The following is a 14,362-nucleotide window of genomic DNA, read 5'->3' as shown; positions in this document are numbered from 1 at the left end:
TGTTTTTATGAAAAAACTTAATAATTTAAGTTTAAAAATTGTATTTGGTTTTATAGTTATAATAGTATTCTTAATTTTTTCCAGTTTTTTTAGTATAAAAAGTTTGATCAAATCGAATGAAGGTTTTGAAAGTTATGAAAAACTCAGCAATGAATATTCAGCTTTTTCTGAAATAGAAAACAATTTTCAGAATTTGAGAATTCAAGTCAAAGATTATATAAAAGATGAAAATGAAATATCTATTGAAAATTTTAACATATTTTATTCTCAAATGAAAGAATATTTAGAAGAGATAAATATAACTTTTAATTCTACTCACACTTATAATGAAATCAATGATCAACTAAATTTATACAATAATCATTTTCAGACTATACAAGATTATAAGAAAAATAAAAATTCTATAATCAGTAATCTTGATAAAAGTGGAAAGTCTATTTATGATTCTTCTTGGAGATATTTAAATTATGTAGATAAGATGGATGAACAAAAATTGACAGCTGGATTTAAGACACTTGATTTTTTATCGAATGCAAGGCTTTCTCTTTATAAATATCTTTATTATAATGATGAGAAATATGTTGATGGAATATATGAAAATTTTGTATATGCTGATGATAGTATAAATCTTATACAGAAAAATCAAGATTTAAATATCAAAAGTATTTTAAATGATTTAATAAAAGATAAAGAAAATTATGAAGGTTACCTTGGAGAATTAATAGGTATTATGTATGATGAACAATTTATCATAAATGAAATGGATAAAATAGGATTAAAAATATATGAAAATATAAAAACTGTTGAAGATACACTCATGAAAGAACAAAAAATACTTGGAACAACCTTAATAAAGGATAATAATTCAACTATCTCAAAGGTAAAATGGATAATAATAATAAATATAACATTTTCAATTTTTTCAGCAATGTTGATATTATTATTTATAAAAAGACCTCTTAAAAGTATGAATGAAAAAATTCAAGAATTTGGAAATGGTAATTTGAATACGAAGTTTAATATTTTATCTAATGATGAAATAGGAAAAATGAATAAAAGTTTAAATAATATGGGAAATAATTTAAGAAAAACAATAATTGAAATAGACAAATCTGCAAAAACAGTTGATGAATCTTCACATGATCTTGCGAGTTTAGCAGAAGAAACATCGGCAACCACAGAAGAACTTTCTACAAAATCAGAAGATATAAAAAATTTTGTAGAAGAGATAAATGATCTATTTTCTGAACTTGTTTCTGGAATTGAAGAGATATCTATTTCATCACAAAATTTATCAGAGAATTCTCAAAATTTATCTAATGCATCTAACATAACTGAAAATTCAGCTGCAGATGGTGTGAAAACAATGAATCAAATAATGATAGAAATGAATAATGTTGTAGAAAAAGCTACTGTGAGTCAAATAACGGTTAATGAACTAAAAGAAATGTCGGAAAATATTTTGAAGATAGTAGATACTATAAATTCAATAACAGAACAAACGAGTTTATTATCTTTAAATGCAGCAATAGAAGCTGCTCGTGCAGGAGAAGCAGGAAAAGGATTTGCTGTAGTTGCAGATGAAATAAGAAAATTAGCAGATGATTCTAAAAAAGCTACTTCTGATATAGATAAAATTTTGAAAAATGTTCAAGGAAAAACGGGTGAAGTTAATAATTCTGTAGAAGAGGTTGTAAATCTTATAGTTAATACAGGCGAAAAAATAACAACTGGTTCAACTAAATTTTCACATATACTTCAACAGGTAAAAGAAATGAATACTGGTATAGAAAATACGACAGCAACAATACAGGAGCAAAGTGCTTCAACAGAGGAAATAACAGGGCTTATGGAAAAATCATCTGAAAGATTGACTGATATTAAAGAACAAATAGAAGAATTAAATCAGGGAATAGAACAAGAATCTAAATCAGCATTAACTCTAAGCGAATCGGCAGATAGATTAACGGAACTTTCTAAAGGATTAATAAATATCATTAAAAAATTTAACATATAAAACAAAGAAGAGTTTTGACTCTTCTTTGTTTTTTTGATATAATTAATATAAGGGATTTTCCCTTATATTTTTTATAATATTATTAGCAAATAAATGTAACAATTGATTAAACGCTGGAGGTGTTTATATGAATTTAAAAAAAGAAAGTATTGAAAATATATTTTTTGATCCTTATGAAGAGTTATTTGAAAATTATTATGAAAACATATTTACTATTGGAGGTGAAGAGATAAATGAGAATGAATCCAAATGATTTTACAGAAAAAGCTTTAAATGCTTTGCAAGATGCACAGATAATGTTGACATCTTCTGGTGGTAATATAGTGAAGCCAGAACATTTGATGCTTTCTATAGCCGATATGAATGATGAAGGAATTAATGCTTTATTTGAAAATAATGAGATAGAAGCATTAAAAAAAGACTTGAACAATAATCTTGAACAAGATATTGGAGTATTTTATTCTGGAAATCAGAATGGAATTTTTTTATCCAATAATCTTACAAATGCTATTGAAATAGCAAAAAAAGAAATAAGAGCTTATAAGTTAAAGAAAATAACTTTATTGGGTCTTGTTCTTGGTATATATCTTGAAAAAAATTCTTTTGCTGCCAAGATACTTAAAGCTTATACTGATGAAAAAAAGATAAGAAAAATATTAACTCAATATATAGAAGAAGGTTCGGATGAGTATGAAAATGCAGAAATAGATCCTCTAAAAAAATTTACTATAGATCTTACACAAGAAGCTAAAAAAGGTAAATTAAGTCCTGTTATAGGAAGAGAAAATGAAATTCAGAGAATGGTTGAAATATTATCGAGAAAAAATAAAAATAATCCAGTTCTTGTAGGGGATGCAGGTGTTGGAAAAACAGCTATTGTTGAAGGTTTAGCTCAATTAATTGTGGATGAAGAAGCCCCTTATTATTTGAAAGATAAAAAACTTCTTGAACTCGATATGGCAGGTTTGCTCGCAGGAACTAAATTTAGAGGTGATTTTGAAGAAAGATTAAAATCAGTTATAGATAAAGCAAGAAAGATGAAAGATCAAGTAATTCTTTTTATAGATGAGTTACACACCATAATGGGAGCAGGTGCTACTGAGGGAAATACAATGGATGCTGCAAATATTTTAAAACCTTCTTTAGCAAGAGGTGAACTTAAAATTATTGGTGCTACAACCATGGAAGAATATAGAAAACATGTTGAAAAAGATAAAGCTCTTTCAAGAAGATTTCAACCTATAGATGTTGGAGAACCTACTGTAGAGGATTCTATACAAATTTTAAAAGGATTGAAATTGAGTTATGAAAAACATCATGGTGTTGAAATAACTGATGATGCTGTTGAATCAGCTGTTAAACTTTCTCAAAGGTATATAACAGATAGATTTTTACCAGATAAAGCTATAGATTTAATAGATGAAGCATCGGCTAAAGTGAAATTAAAAAATACTACAAAACCTACAGAAGTAAGAGAGATAGAGAAAAAAATGTTAAGGCTCGAAGATGAAATAAATCAATTAACATTTGAAGAAAAATATGAAGAAGCGGCAAAAAAGAAAGCCGATTATTTTGATGTACAAAAAGAGCTTGAAAATGCTATGAAAAATGTAAAAAAAGAAGAAGATTCTATTCATAATATAGTAGATAAAGAAACTATAGCTTATGTTGTTCAACAGTGGACGGGAATTCCTGTTACGAAAATGTTATCAGATGAAAGAAAAAAATTAATAAATCTTGAGATGGAGATACATAAAAGAATGGTTGGACAAGATGAAGCTGTTAATGTTATTTCGCAAACTATAAGAAAATCAAGGGCAGGGCTAAAAGATCCAAGAAGACCTACAGGAAGTTTTTTGTTTCTTGGACCAACAGGAGTAGGTAAAACAGAATTGGCAAAATCAATTGCAGAATATTTATTTGGTGATGAAAATTCTATGATAAGAATAGATATGAGTGAATATATGGAAAAATATTCTGTTTCAAGATTAATAGGAGCTGCTCCTGGTTATGTTGGTTATGAAGAAGGTGGACAATTAACGGAAAGAGTTAGGAGAAGACCTTATTCCGTGATACTTCTTGATGAGATTGAAAAAGCACATCCAGATATTTTTAATATTTTACTTCAAATAATGGATGATGGTAGACTTACTGATTCTCAAGGAAGAACTGTAAATTTTGCCAATACAATAATAATAATGACTTCTAATTTAGGATCTGAAAGGATTACAAAGACTAAAAGAACTTTAGGGTTTATAAGTGAAGACAGTGAAGAACAGTATCAAGATATGAAAGATCAAGTTATGGATAAAGTGAAAAAAGCTTTTAGACCAGAATTTGTTAATAGACTTGATGATATAGTTGTATTTAAACCATTAACATTAAATGATATGAAGAGTATAGTTGATATAATGATTTTAAAACTTGAAAAAAGGTTAAATGAGAAAAAAATTAAAATAGAAGTTACAGAACCGGCTAAAAAAGCTCTTTCTGAAAAAGGGTATGATCCATTATTTGGTGCGAGACCTTTGAGAAGAGTTATTGAGAAGTATATTGAAACTCCTCTTGCAAATCAAATAATAAATGAGGAAGTAAAAGAAGGAGATTCTGTGATGGTAGAGTTAATAGAAGATAAATTGAATTTAAGAAAAACAGGTGGAGATATAAAAACAAAAAAAGAAATATCAGAAAGATCATAATAAAATAATGTGGAGATAAATAATCTCCACATTTTATTATATTTATTCTACTACTTCAAAATCTTCTTTAGAAGCACCACATAAAGGGCATACCCAATCTTCTGGAATATCATCAAAAGATGTGCCTGGATTTACTCCATTATCTGGATCTCCTTCAGCAGGGTCATAAATGTATCCACAAATTATACATCTGTACTTTTTCATAGGTATCCACTCCTTTTAAGGAATATTTATTTTATATTATTCTACCACTATTTCTTTTGAACTTTCCCAAAGACCATGAATATTACAATAAGAAAGAGCTATTAATTTACCAGGTTTGTCTAATTTTATAACATGCTTTACATGAGGTTGTCCAACAACAGCACCAAATTCAAATCTTCCAAGATTTACTGTATTAGGATCTCCATCATAATGAATAAATAAGTCTATCCATGCAATATGATGTTCAACTGTATTTGGATGTGCTATTTCTTTTCCAACTTGAACTTCTACCATGAATTCTTCTCCAGCTTTAACTTTATCGGGACATTCTATTACTGGAACATGTTTTTCATTTTTGAAGTCATCTTTTTTTATGATATCACCTAACATTTTAATTCCCCCTTTTGATTGATTAAAACTCTTTAAACATCTCTTTAGAAGCACCACATACAGGACATTTTTCAGGTACTTCATCTTCAGTTGTATAACCACAAACATTGCATATATAGAATTTTGAATCTTCTATATCATTTCCATCTTTAGTTTTTTCTTGTGCATCTTTATACATTTTTTCATGAATCTTTTCAGCTTCAAGAGCAAAATGAGTTGTTCTAACAGCTTCTGGTTCAGTTTGGAATTCAGCAGAGTTATTATATACAGGATACATTTCTTCTATTTCAAAATGTTCTCCATCATAAGAACTTTGAAGATTTTCATCTGTAGAGCCTATATAACCTAAAGCTTTAAAATGATTTCTTGCATGAGTAAATTCTGCATATGCAATAGCTTTCCACATTCTGGCTAAATTTTTTAAACCTTTTCTTTCGGCTTCTTCTGCAAAAATTAAATATTTCATATGTGCTTTTGATTCTCCACAAAAAGCATCCTCTAAGAATTGTCTTGTCATTTCTCTTTTAACCATTTTGAAATTCCCCCTTGTCTATTATGATATAATTAAAATTCAATCGTCTTGTTAATTATAACATTTATTTTTGAAGAATTTATTTCAAAAGGTTGAAATTAACATTTAGAAGTTTATTTTTTCGAAATTTTTCTTGAATCCTTTTATAAAAGCATTGGTTTTTTCAAGATCATCGAGTATACCTTTTAGATTTCTTATGAATTCTCTTACTGAAGAAGATATTTCTTCTGCCGTTGCAGAGCCTTCTTCTGAAATTGCAAGTAAGTTTTGAACACTTGCGGTTAAACCTGTTAATTTTTCTCCTTCTGTTTTCAATTCAGTTAAAACATTTTCTATTTCAGAAGAGATTTTCTTTATATTATTTGAAGAACTCAAATTTGTAGAAGAGCTATCTTTTAGTTTTTTAGCTTCTTCAGTCATTATATTGTATTCATTTTCAACATTTTTATTAAGAGAATCTATTCCTGAAGATATTTTTCCAAGTATATTACTTATTTGAGAAGCTGCATTTTTAGAGCTTTCTGCTAATTGTCTTATTTCTTCGGCAACTACAGAGAATCCTCTTCCCGCTTCACCGGCACGAGCTGCTTCTATCGCAGCATTTAAAGCTAAAAGATCTGTTTGATCGGCTATAGATGTAACTGTTTGAACTACATTCATTATTTCATGGGCATCATTTTCTAAATTTTTACTATTTTTTACAAGATCATTGAATCTATAAGACATTTTTTCTATTCCATCTGAAGAAGATTCAACCATTTTTGAAGAATTATTTATTTGATTTACAGCATTTTCTAATTCATTTACCATAGAGTTTTCTCTTTGAATTATATTGTTTATTGAATTTACATTTGATTCAACCACATTAGATATTTCTTCAGCATCTGTACTTATTTGTACAGAACCATCCGCAACTTGTTCAACGAGATCACCCATAGAATCGGAAAGTTCTTTCATTTCAGATGCTTTGTCTCCAACTTTTGAAGTGAAGATTTCTATTTCTTCTATATCTCCAACGAGATCTATAAAAAGGCCACTCAAACTTATTCTTAAATCTTCGAGTTGTTTTGTTTGATTTTCTAATTCTTTTTCACCTTTTACCAATACAGGAGTATCAAATTTATTTTTTTTCATATTTTCTATACTTGAATTAGTTGTTCTAAGACCTTTTTTAAAGTAAACGCCTAAAAATGCAAAAGAGGTTCCACTAAGAATTGCCGTCAATAATGCTGAAATTATATTATTATTCATAATATTTCCAAAAATTATAGAAAATATAAATGTTGTTAAAAATATCAAAAAGACAGAACTAGTCACGAATCTTTTTAAAATACCAAGTCCTAAAATTGAGAATAATTTTAACTTAGTTATTTGAGCAAATTCTTTTTGAGCTTTAACTTTAACTTTTATAGAATAATTTTTATCATTTGATATATCTTCTATAATATCGTATTCGATGGCATCATTAAAATATTCAGCAGAGCCCTCTAAAAGACCTAAGAAGTAATATCTCATATCTCTAAATGAAGAATAAGTAATTATTGCTTGTTTATTATTTACTATTTCAAAGTCAATTCTCGGTGGTTTGGCTCCTTTTATCCTTTTTGTTAAAGATTTGTGTACATCATTCATAGAAGATAAAAAGGCAAGTACTCCTTCTCTCTTAAAAAAGTTTGGATAATAACTATGAAATGTATAAATATTTTTTTTACCCATGGTTTTTAATATATCTTTTTTACTATGACCAGTTTTCTTAGATATAGAATCAACCATCTTATAAACATCTTTATCCTCTACTTCTTCTATGGGAGTAAATATTTTATCTTTATTCATTCCAACTTCATTCATAACATTATTTACAGTATTATCACCATATAATTTTCGCCAGGTTTCCAACCAGGTGCTCACGACCATACCTTTCAAAAAAATACACCTCCAGTTTTTTCACATCCATATGATATATTTTACATCATTTTTATTATGAATAATATCATTTTTATTATAACTTAATTTTATTAATAATTATTATATTATATAAAAAAAATAATAATTTTTTCTAAAATTTGAATATGATGTAATAAAATGATATAATTTTATTCTGAGGGGAGGTAAAAAATATGAAAAAGTATGAAGAAGTTCCTTATTTTAAAGGTATTGATGATAGAAGAAATATTTTAAGTAAAGATGATTTAAAAGGGAATTATACTATTTTAATATTTTACCCAAAACATCTTCCAGGAGAATATTCGGAAGAAGTTCTCCAAATATCACAGCAACATATTAAATACAATAAGATTTCCGGAATTGAAGGATTTGATGTGAATTTAATCATTGTCACACCCGATACTGAAGAGTATTTGGCAGGTTTGAGAGATGAAAATGATTTAGATATAACATTTATTTCTGATAAAAATCTTGAGATTTCAAATCTTTTTAATGTCATTGAAAGAGATTCTGTACAGAGAAAAGCTTATATTTTGGATAGATGGGTAAGATTGAGAGATGTTTGTGAAGATACAAATCCAATTTTTGTTGACAAATTGTACGAAAAGATAGAAAATATTGTATTTGATGATTTTTCTATCGATAACAATATAGAGTTTAGAAGGGCTAAAAGATCTTTCTCTATAAAAAAAGTTAGCGATTTAGAGATCAAAAAAATTATAGAAGCTGCCACTAAAGCTCCATCGTGTTTTAATAATCAACCTTGGAGATATCATGTTATAAATTCTGATGAAAAATTAAAAAAATCTTTTGAATACATACCAGATGGGAATTACTGGATGAAATATTCATCGGCTTTGATAGCAGTATATTCAAAAAAAGAAGATGATTGTGCATTAAATGATTCACGAGATTATTTTTTGTTTGATACTGGAATGTCTGTTGCTAATCTATTGTTACAAGCAACAAAAATGGGGATAATAGCTCATCCGGTTGCAGGATATAAATCTGAAAAATTAAAAAAATTTTTAAATATCGATGATGAGTCTGTTTTGATAACTGTTATAGCTGTTGGATATCCTGGTGCAGGTGAATATTTAACTGAAAAACATATTGAAGTAGAAAATGGACCGAGGATAAGAAAAGAATTAGATGATATACTCAAATGGAATTAAATAGTTTTTGATATAAAAAGAAGTTTCAATATTAATAATAGTTGAAACTTCTTTTTTTTTGTGTTAATATTAAAATATTTATATTTTAAGAGATCTATAATATTAGGAGGTGCAAATATGCTTAAGGGAGATAAAGTTATATTGAGGGCTTATAACAAAGATGATGTGAAAAATGCTTTAAAAAGTATTAATGATTTTGAAGTGAAACAATATTTAGATCCATCTATTCCATTTCCATTAAAATATGAAGATGAACTTAAATGGTATGAGCGTTTAAATCCAAAAGGGGATGGAACTTACAGTATGGCCATTGAAAATTTAGAAACTGGAGAATATATGGGTGGAATAGGTGTAAATTCTGTTGATTGGAAAAATTCTGTAGCCTCAATAGGATTATTTTTAGCTAAAGAATTTTGGAATAAAGGATATGGAACTGACTCTTTAAATGTACTTTTGAATTTTATTTTCAATGAAATGAATATAAATAAAGTCAAATTAAATGTTTATGATTTTAATAAAAGAGGTATAAGATGCTATGAGAAAGTTGGATTTGTTAAAGAAGGTGTATTGAGAGAAGAAATTTATAGAAATGGAAAATATAATGATGAAATAATAATGGGAATATTAAAAAGTGAATTTAAACAAAAAAATAATCAGGAGTAAAAAATATGCTCCTGATTTAATTAAAAACATTTATTCTCAAAAGAAGATAGCCTGTAGATAAAGTCAAACCCATTATGGCTACAAGCATACCAGGTTTCATGAAATCTGTAAATTTAATTTTTTCTTTAAAATTTGATTCTAACATACCAACCACAACCATATTTGATGCTGCTCCACTAATGGTTCCATTACCACCGAATGAAGCTCCTAAAGCAAGAGCCCACCAAAGTTCTGGACCATTTGGTATTTCTGGAACTAATGCTTTAACTATAGGAATAAATATTGTGACAACTGGAACAGCTCCTATAAAAGCAGATAATATACCGGATATCCAAAGGACTAATATTATTAATAGTGTAGGATGGCTTGAAAAGTTAAAGATCAATGAAGTTATATCATCAATTACTTCAGCAAGTTCTAAAGCTTTTACTATTGTGAACAGACCAATGAAGAAAAAAATCGTATCCCATTCTATCTCTTTTGAAACTTCTTCAAAAGATTTTCCCGATATCAAAAGCATTATTGCTCCACCTGTAAGAGCTATAAGTGCTGCTTCATAATCGAGGTACTCATGAATTAAAAATCCCGCAACTACAGCAAAGAAAACTATACTTCCCTTTATCAAAAGTGGTTTGTTTGTTATAGCTTTTTTAGGCTCAATATTCAAAAGATTTTTGAATTTATCTGGAGTGGCCTTTTTAAACTCTTTATTGTATAATAAAAAATAAAGTGTTGATATAAAAAAAGCTAAAACTGCTGGAATAACCATTACCGAGAAAAACTCTACAAAACTTTTTTGAGAAGCACTTGCAACCAATATGTTAGGAGGATCACCAATCATTGTTGCCGTACCACCTATATTTGCCGCAAAAATCATTGGAAATATTATGGCTTCAGGTTTAATTTCAGCTTCCTGACATATCAAAAGTATAACTGGTGAAAAAAGAAGTAATGTTGTTACATTATCCAATATACTGGATAGTACTGCGACAGTGGCAAGGGTTGTTATGAATATAGTATTTATATTTCCCTTTGAAAATTTTACTATATATCCTGCAATAGCTTGGAAAACACCCGTGCTCTTAAGTATTCCAACGAGAATCATCATTCCCATTAAGATACCTATAGTATTAAAATCGACATACTCACTTATGTTTTCTACTTTCATTTCATCTGAAACTTTAATCAATAAAGCCAATAAACCCATACTAAAAGCAATAACTGATTTATTGACTTTTCCAAAAATTATAAAGTAGTATGTCAATAAAAGAATACCTACCACAACAATCTTGGAAATCATGTTATTCCTCCTGCATAAAAATGTTTTAAAAGCCTAAAAAGTACTAATAAATATAATTTCAGCTTCTAACTAATTACATTATACATCAAAAACCTTTTTTTACAAATAAAAGATATTTTATATATTTAAAGATTTTTTATTTAAATTTAATTTTATTATTATAAAATTGAATGAATATATTTGAGGAGGTAAAAAAAATGAAAAAAAGTATTCTGATCATTATGATGGTTATTATATCTATTTTTACATTTTCTGCTACCCTTAGAGTAAATGTAGTTCCGCCAACATTAAAAAATGTTAATGGTGATTTATTATTTGTAACTGATTTTAAAACTGCTGGAATTGGTGCAGGAGCAGAATTACCTATTATATCATTTGCATATGATAATGATTTTGTATCTACGATGGGTATAGGTGTGGGCAAATATAATAAAGACATGGATATAAGATTTGTCCTAAAAGCAGGAACATATTCAACAAAAGCTTTTGGAACATTTGGGACTGATGGAATATCACTTGGAGCATTGGTGGGAGTAGCTGGTGGATATTTTAAAGCAGGTGCTTGGATAAGTCCGTTTAAATTATTTTTAGGATTTGAATTTTAAAGATGCCCTAAGGCATCTTTTTTTATTATAAATATATTTTAATTTTAAAAGTTATTAAGGTATAATTAAATATAATGGGGGGTGAACCTTATGATGGACAATTTAATAGGAATAATAGCTAGAGAAGAACCTGAAAAATTGTTAAAATCGATAGTTGAAGAAATCTCACAACAGATGAAAAATAAATTAAAAGAAGATATTTTATTATTTATTTATGAGCCTTCAAGAAAGGTTCTTAGACTCATAGGTAATACAACTGAAAAGAAAGAAATAAATGGTTGTAAAATAATGACTAAAGAAGAAAAAATCGAAAAAGAACTTTCTAAAAAATCTTTATTGAAGTATAAAATAAATGATGAACTTAAGGCTTTGAATACAGATTATATATATATATATCCTTTGATATCAGAAGAAAAACTTTTAGGTGTTGTTGGATTATTTAAAGAAAACATAAATATTGATACTTTAGAGAAAACCTTTTCTTCTTATGAAATAATATTAAAAATGGTGATGGAAAATCTCAGCATAAAAGAAATTAGGGAAAGAGTTTTACTTATAGAAAAAATAACAGATCTAATTCAAGAGACACTTGAAATAGAACAATTATATACTAAATATATAAAGATATTGAATGATTTTTTACATGCTGAAAAAGTTATTTATTGGGAACTACATGATGAAAAGCTTGTTTTTAAATATGGATATGGTATAGATAAAAATGAAATATTAAAAAAAGAATTATGTGAAAATTCTTTAGAATATGAAGCATTTAAAAAGACAGATAAACTTATAATAGGTAGAAAATCTTTTTTGAATTATGAAAAAATATTTGATATAGACTTAAAATCAGCCATGTTTTCGACATTGATAGTTGATGGAGAAAAAAAAGGTTTATTTGGAATTTATAACAGAAATATATCGGGATTGAGATTATATAAAAATTTTGATGAACTTGATTTTGATTTCTTTAAAGAGACAGTAAAAAAGATGAGTATAGGTGTTAGTAGAATAAACTTGTACAATAAAATAAAAAGTGAAAATGATGAATTAAAAAGTTTAAAAGAATCTACGGAAAATCTTATAGAGCTTCAAAACAATCAACTTGATAAGATGAACTCTTTACATAAAATTTCTCAAGCTATAAGATCTACATATGATAAAAATATGGCAATTAAAATAATGTTAATAGGTCTTACTTCTGGAAGAGGTTTGAGGTTTAATAGAGCACTTTATCTTGAAAAAGATAATTTAAGAGGATTTCTTGTTCCAAAACTTTGGATAGGCCCAGATAATTTTGAAAATGTTCATCAAGTTTGGGAAGAAGCCGATAGAAGAGCACTTAAATATGGAGAAATATCTCAATATTTGAGAGAAGAAGCTGTTAATTTGCCGGATACAAATAAATTAACAGAAAGTGTTGGAAACAAAGTTCTTGCATATAAAGGTCATCCTGTTCTTGAAAGAGTAGTTCAAAAAAGACAAATAGTTCATGTTAAACCAAATGTTTTAAAGGTGAAGGGTGAGGAATTAGAAGATATATACGATATAATAAAATGTGAAGAATTTTTAATATTTCCGATAACTGGTAGAACAGAAACAAAAGGTGTAGTTATAGTGGATAATATAGTTACCAGAAATGAAATAAGCGATCTCGATTCTGAAATAATAAAATTATTTCTTGATAGTACAGGGCTAGCCTTTGAAATGATAGAAAATTATAATGAACTAAGACATAAAAATAAAACTCTTGAAGAACAAAAAAATATGATGGATTATTATAGAAGATTTAAAGAAAATATTCTCCAAAATCTTGTTGTTGGAATAATAGTTGTTGATAGACAAGGTGAGATTATAGAATGGAATCAAAAATCTGAATTAATGTTTTCTAAACCAAGAGAAAATGTAATAGGACAAAATATAAGTATAATGAAAGAGACTTTTGGTGAAGATATTATAAATACTATAGATGAGGTGTATGAAAAACAAACAAATTTAAAATATCCGAGCTATAAATTGAATATAGGAGAAGATAAAAAGGTTTTTGATATACAATTTTCACCATTGAGAAATCCAGATCTTGGTTTTTTAGAAGGGGTAATAATACTTTTGGATGATGTTACAGAGTTATTTTCGCTTCAAAAAGAAATGGAAAAAAGAGAAAAACTTGCAGCAATAGGAGAAATGACTTCAAGAATAGCACATGAAATAAGAAATCCTTTAACTGTTATTGGAGGATTCTTAAAAAGAATGAATAAAAAAATAGATGATCCTAATTCAGTTAAGAAATATACAGATATAATAAATTCTGAACTCGTTAGACTTGAGGATATAGTTTCAGAAATACTTGAATATTCAAGAGGAAGTAAATTGCCAAGATTTGAGAAAATAAACTTTAATGATTTAATAGATGATGTATTGATGATGTATGAAGACTTTGTAGAACAAAAAAATATAGATTTAAAAATAATGAAAAATACAGATATAATAAACATGGATATAGATAGAAATAGAATAAAACAGGTGTTGATAAATCTAATAAAAAATGCAATAGAAGTAGTTTCTGATGAAGGAAATATAAGAATAAAGACTGGTATAGAAAAACAAAAAACAGCATACTTTGAGATATACAATGATGGAGAGCCCATACCTGAAGAAGCGAAAGAAAAATTATTTATGCCTTTTTTCACTACAAAAACAAATGGTACTGGTTTGGGATTGCCAATTTGTAAAAAAATAATAGAGGAAGAACATAAAGGAAAACTATATTTGGTAAAATCGAATGAAGATGGAACAGTTTTCAAGTTTGAAATACCTATTAATTAACATTTAGGGA

Annotated in this window: 12 protein-coding genes; 7 read left to right on the top strand and 5 right to left on the bottom strand. The window is 27.4% G+C overall.

Annotated elements, in window-relative coordinates:
- Positions 1-7: 7 nt before the first annotated feature.
- The 3 genes from C7380_RS09755 (at position 8) to C7380_RS09750 (ending at position 4,716) form a co-directional block, all read left to right on the top strand.
- Positions 8-2,017: a methyl-accepting chemotaxis protein gene (locus tag C7380_RS09755; RefSeq protein WP_109605387.1), complete on the top strand. Its 2,010-nt coding sequence runs from the start codon at positions 8-10 to the stop codon at positions 2,015-2,017.
- A 127-nt stretch (positions 2,018-2,144) separates the two neighbouring features.
- The gene (locus C7380_RS13765; RefSeq protein WP_305081972.1) at positions 2,145-2,270 is read left to right on the top strand and encodes a hypothetical protein; all 126 of its coding nucleotides are present in this window, start codon (positions 2,145-2,147) and stop codon (positions 2,268-2,270) included.
- Positions 2,251-4,716 (top strand): ATP-dependent Clp protease ATP-binding subunit, encoded by a 2,466-nt coding sequence (locus tag C7380_RS09750; protein WP_206050577.1) that lies wholly within the window; start codon positions 2,251-2,253, stop codon positions 4,714-4,716. Before C7380_RS13765 ends, C7380_RS09750 begins: the two co-directional genes overlap by 20 nt.
- Positions 4,717-4,758: 42 nt before the next feature.
- Here the strand turns inward: C7380_RS09750 and rd are convergent, their stop codons facing one another.
- The 4 genes from rd to C7380_RS09730 form a co-directional block, all read right to left on the bottom strand.
- The gene (gene rd / locus C7380_RS09745) at positions 4,759-4,920 is read right to left on the bottom strand and encodes a rubredoxin (RefSeq protein ID WP_109605385.1); all 162 of its coding nucleotides are present in this window, start codon (positions 4,918-4,920) and stop codon (positions 4,759-4,761) included.
- Between the two features lie 36 nt (positions 4,921-4,956).
- The gene (locus C7380_RS09740; RefSeq protein WP_109605383.1) at positions 4,957-5,310 is read right to left on the bottom strand and encodes a class II SORL domain-containing protein; all 354 of its coding nucleotides are present in this window, start codon (positions 5,308-5,310) and stop codon (positions 4,957-4,959) included.
- Between the two features lie 22 nt (positions 5,311-5,332).
- The gene (locus C7380_RS09735) at positions 5,333-5,842 is read right to left on the bottom strand and encodes a rubrerythrin family protein (protein ID WP_109605379.1); all 510 of its coding nucleotides are present in this window, start codon (positions 5,840-5,842) and stop codon (positions 5,333-5,335) included.
- A gap of 105 nt (positions 5,843-5,947) precedes the next feature.
- The gene (locus C7380_RS09730; protein WP_240597596.1) at positions 5,948-7,756 is read right to left on the bottom strand and encodes a heme NO-binding domain-containing protein; all 1,809 of its coding nucleotides are present in this window, start codon (positions 7,754-7,756) and stop codon (positions 5,948-5,950) included.
- A 203-nt stretch (positions 7,757-7,959) separates the two neighbouring features.
- Here C7380_RS09730 and C7380_RS09725 point away from each other — a divergent pair, with 203 nt between their 5' ends.
- Entirely contained in the window at positions 7,960-8,961 is a 1,002-nt protein-coding gene (locus tag C7380_RS09725; protein ID WP_109605375.1) for a nitroreductase family protein, read from the top strand.
- Positions 8,962-9,078: 117 nt separating this feature from the next.
- Positions 9,079-9,624 (top strand): GNAT family N-acetyltransferase, encoded by a 546-nt coding sequence (locus tag C7380_RS09720; protein WP_109605373.1) that lies wholly within the window; start codon positions 9,079-9,081, stop codon positions 9,622-9,624.
- Between the two features lie 16 nt (positions 9,625-9,640).
- Here C7380_RS09720 and C7380_RS09715 read toward each other — a convergent pair whose 3' ends face one another.
- Positions 9,641-10,924: an ArsB/NhaD family transporter gene (locus C7380_RS09715; RefSeq protein WP_109605371.1), complete on the bottom strand. Its 1,284-nt coding sequence runs from the start codon at positions 10,922-10,924 to the stop codon at positions 9,641-9,643.
- Positions 10,925-11,121: 197 nt separating this feature from the next.
- On the opposite strand from C7380_RS09715, the gene C7380_RS09710 reads away from it, so the two are divergent.
- On the top strand, positions 11,122-11,529 hold the full coding sequence (locus C7380_RS09710; RefSeq protein ID WP_109605369.1) for a hypothetical protein: 408 nt from the start codon (positions 11,122-11,124) through the stop codon (positions 11,527-11,529).
- Positions 11,530-11,619: 90 nt separating this feature from the next.
- Positions 11,620-14,352, top strand: coding sequence for an ATP-binding protein (locus C7380_RS09705; RefSeq protein WP_109605367.1), 2,733 nt, complete (start codon positions 11,620-11,622; stop codon positions 14,350-14,352).
- Positions 14,353-14,362 lie beyond the last annotated feature (10 nt).

Origin of the sequence: Oceanotoga teriensis, from assembly GCF_003148465.1 — a bacterium.
Classification (GTDB): domain Bacteria; phylum Thermotogota; class Thermotogae; order Petrotogales; family Petrotogaceae; genus Oceanotoga; species Oceanotoga teriensis.
Note: the sequence above shows the minus strand (reverse complement) of the source record. Positions and strands in the feature narration are given on the sequence as shown.

What these genes read in the sequence shown, in the direction of transcription:
- C7380_RS09735 (WP_109605379.1), bottom strand. Translation starts at nt 5,842, where the DNA reads ATGGTTAAAAGAGAAATGACAAGACAATTCTTAGAGGATGCTTTTTGT.
- C7380_RS09720 (WP_109605373.1), top strand. Translation starts at nt 9,079, where the DNA reads ATGCTTAAGGGAGATAAAGTTATATTGAGGGCTTATAACAAAGATGAT.
- C7380_RS09750 (WP_206050577.1), top strand. Translation starts at nt 2,251, where the DNA reads ATGAGAATGAATCCAAATGATTTTACAGAAAAAGCTTTAAATGCTTTG.
- C7380_RS13765 (WP_305081972.1), top strand. Translation starts at nt 2,145, where the DNA reads ATGAATTTAAAAAAAGAAAGTATTGAAAATATATTTTTTGATCCTTAT.
- C7380_RS09740 (WP_109605383.1), bottom strand. Translation starts at nt 5,310, where the DNA reads ATGTTAGGTGATATCATAAAAAAAGATGACTTCAAAAATGAAAAACAT.
- C7380_RS09725 (WP_109605375.1), top strand. Translation starts at nt 7,960, where the DNA reads ATGAAAAAGTATGAAGAAGTTCCTTATTTTAAAGGTATTGATGATAGA.
- C7380_RS09755 (WP_109605387.1), top strand. Translation starts at nt 8, where the DNA reads ATGAAAAAACTTAATAATTTAAGTTTAAAAATTGTATTTGGTTTTATA.
- C7380_RS09715 (WP_109605371.1), bottom strand. Translation starts at nt 10,924, where the DNA reads ATGATTTCCAAGATTGTTGTGGTAGGTATTCTTTTATTGACATACTAC.
- C7380_RS09730 (WP_240597596.1), bottom strand. Translation starts at nt 7,756, where the DNA reads ATGGTCGTGAGCACCTGGTTGGAAACCTGGCGAAAATTATATGGTGAT.
- rd (WP_109605385.1), bottom strand. Translation starts at nt 4,920, where the DNA reads ATGAAAAAGTACAGATGTATAATTTGTGGATACATTTATGACCCTGCT.
- C7380_RS09710 (WP_109605369.1), top strand. Translation starts at nt 11,122, where the DNA reads ATGAAAAAAAGTATTCTGATCATTATGATGGTTATTATATCTATTTTT.
- C7380_RS09705 (WP_109605367.1), top strand. Translation starts at nt 11,620, where the DNA reads ATGATGGACAATTTAATAGGAATAATAGCTAGAGAAGAACCTGAAAAA.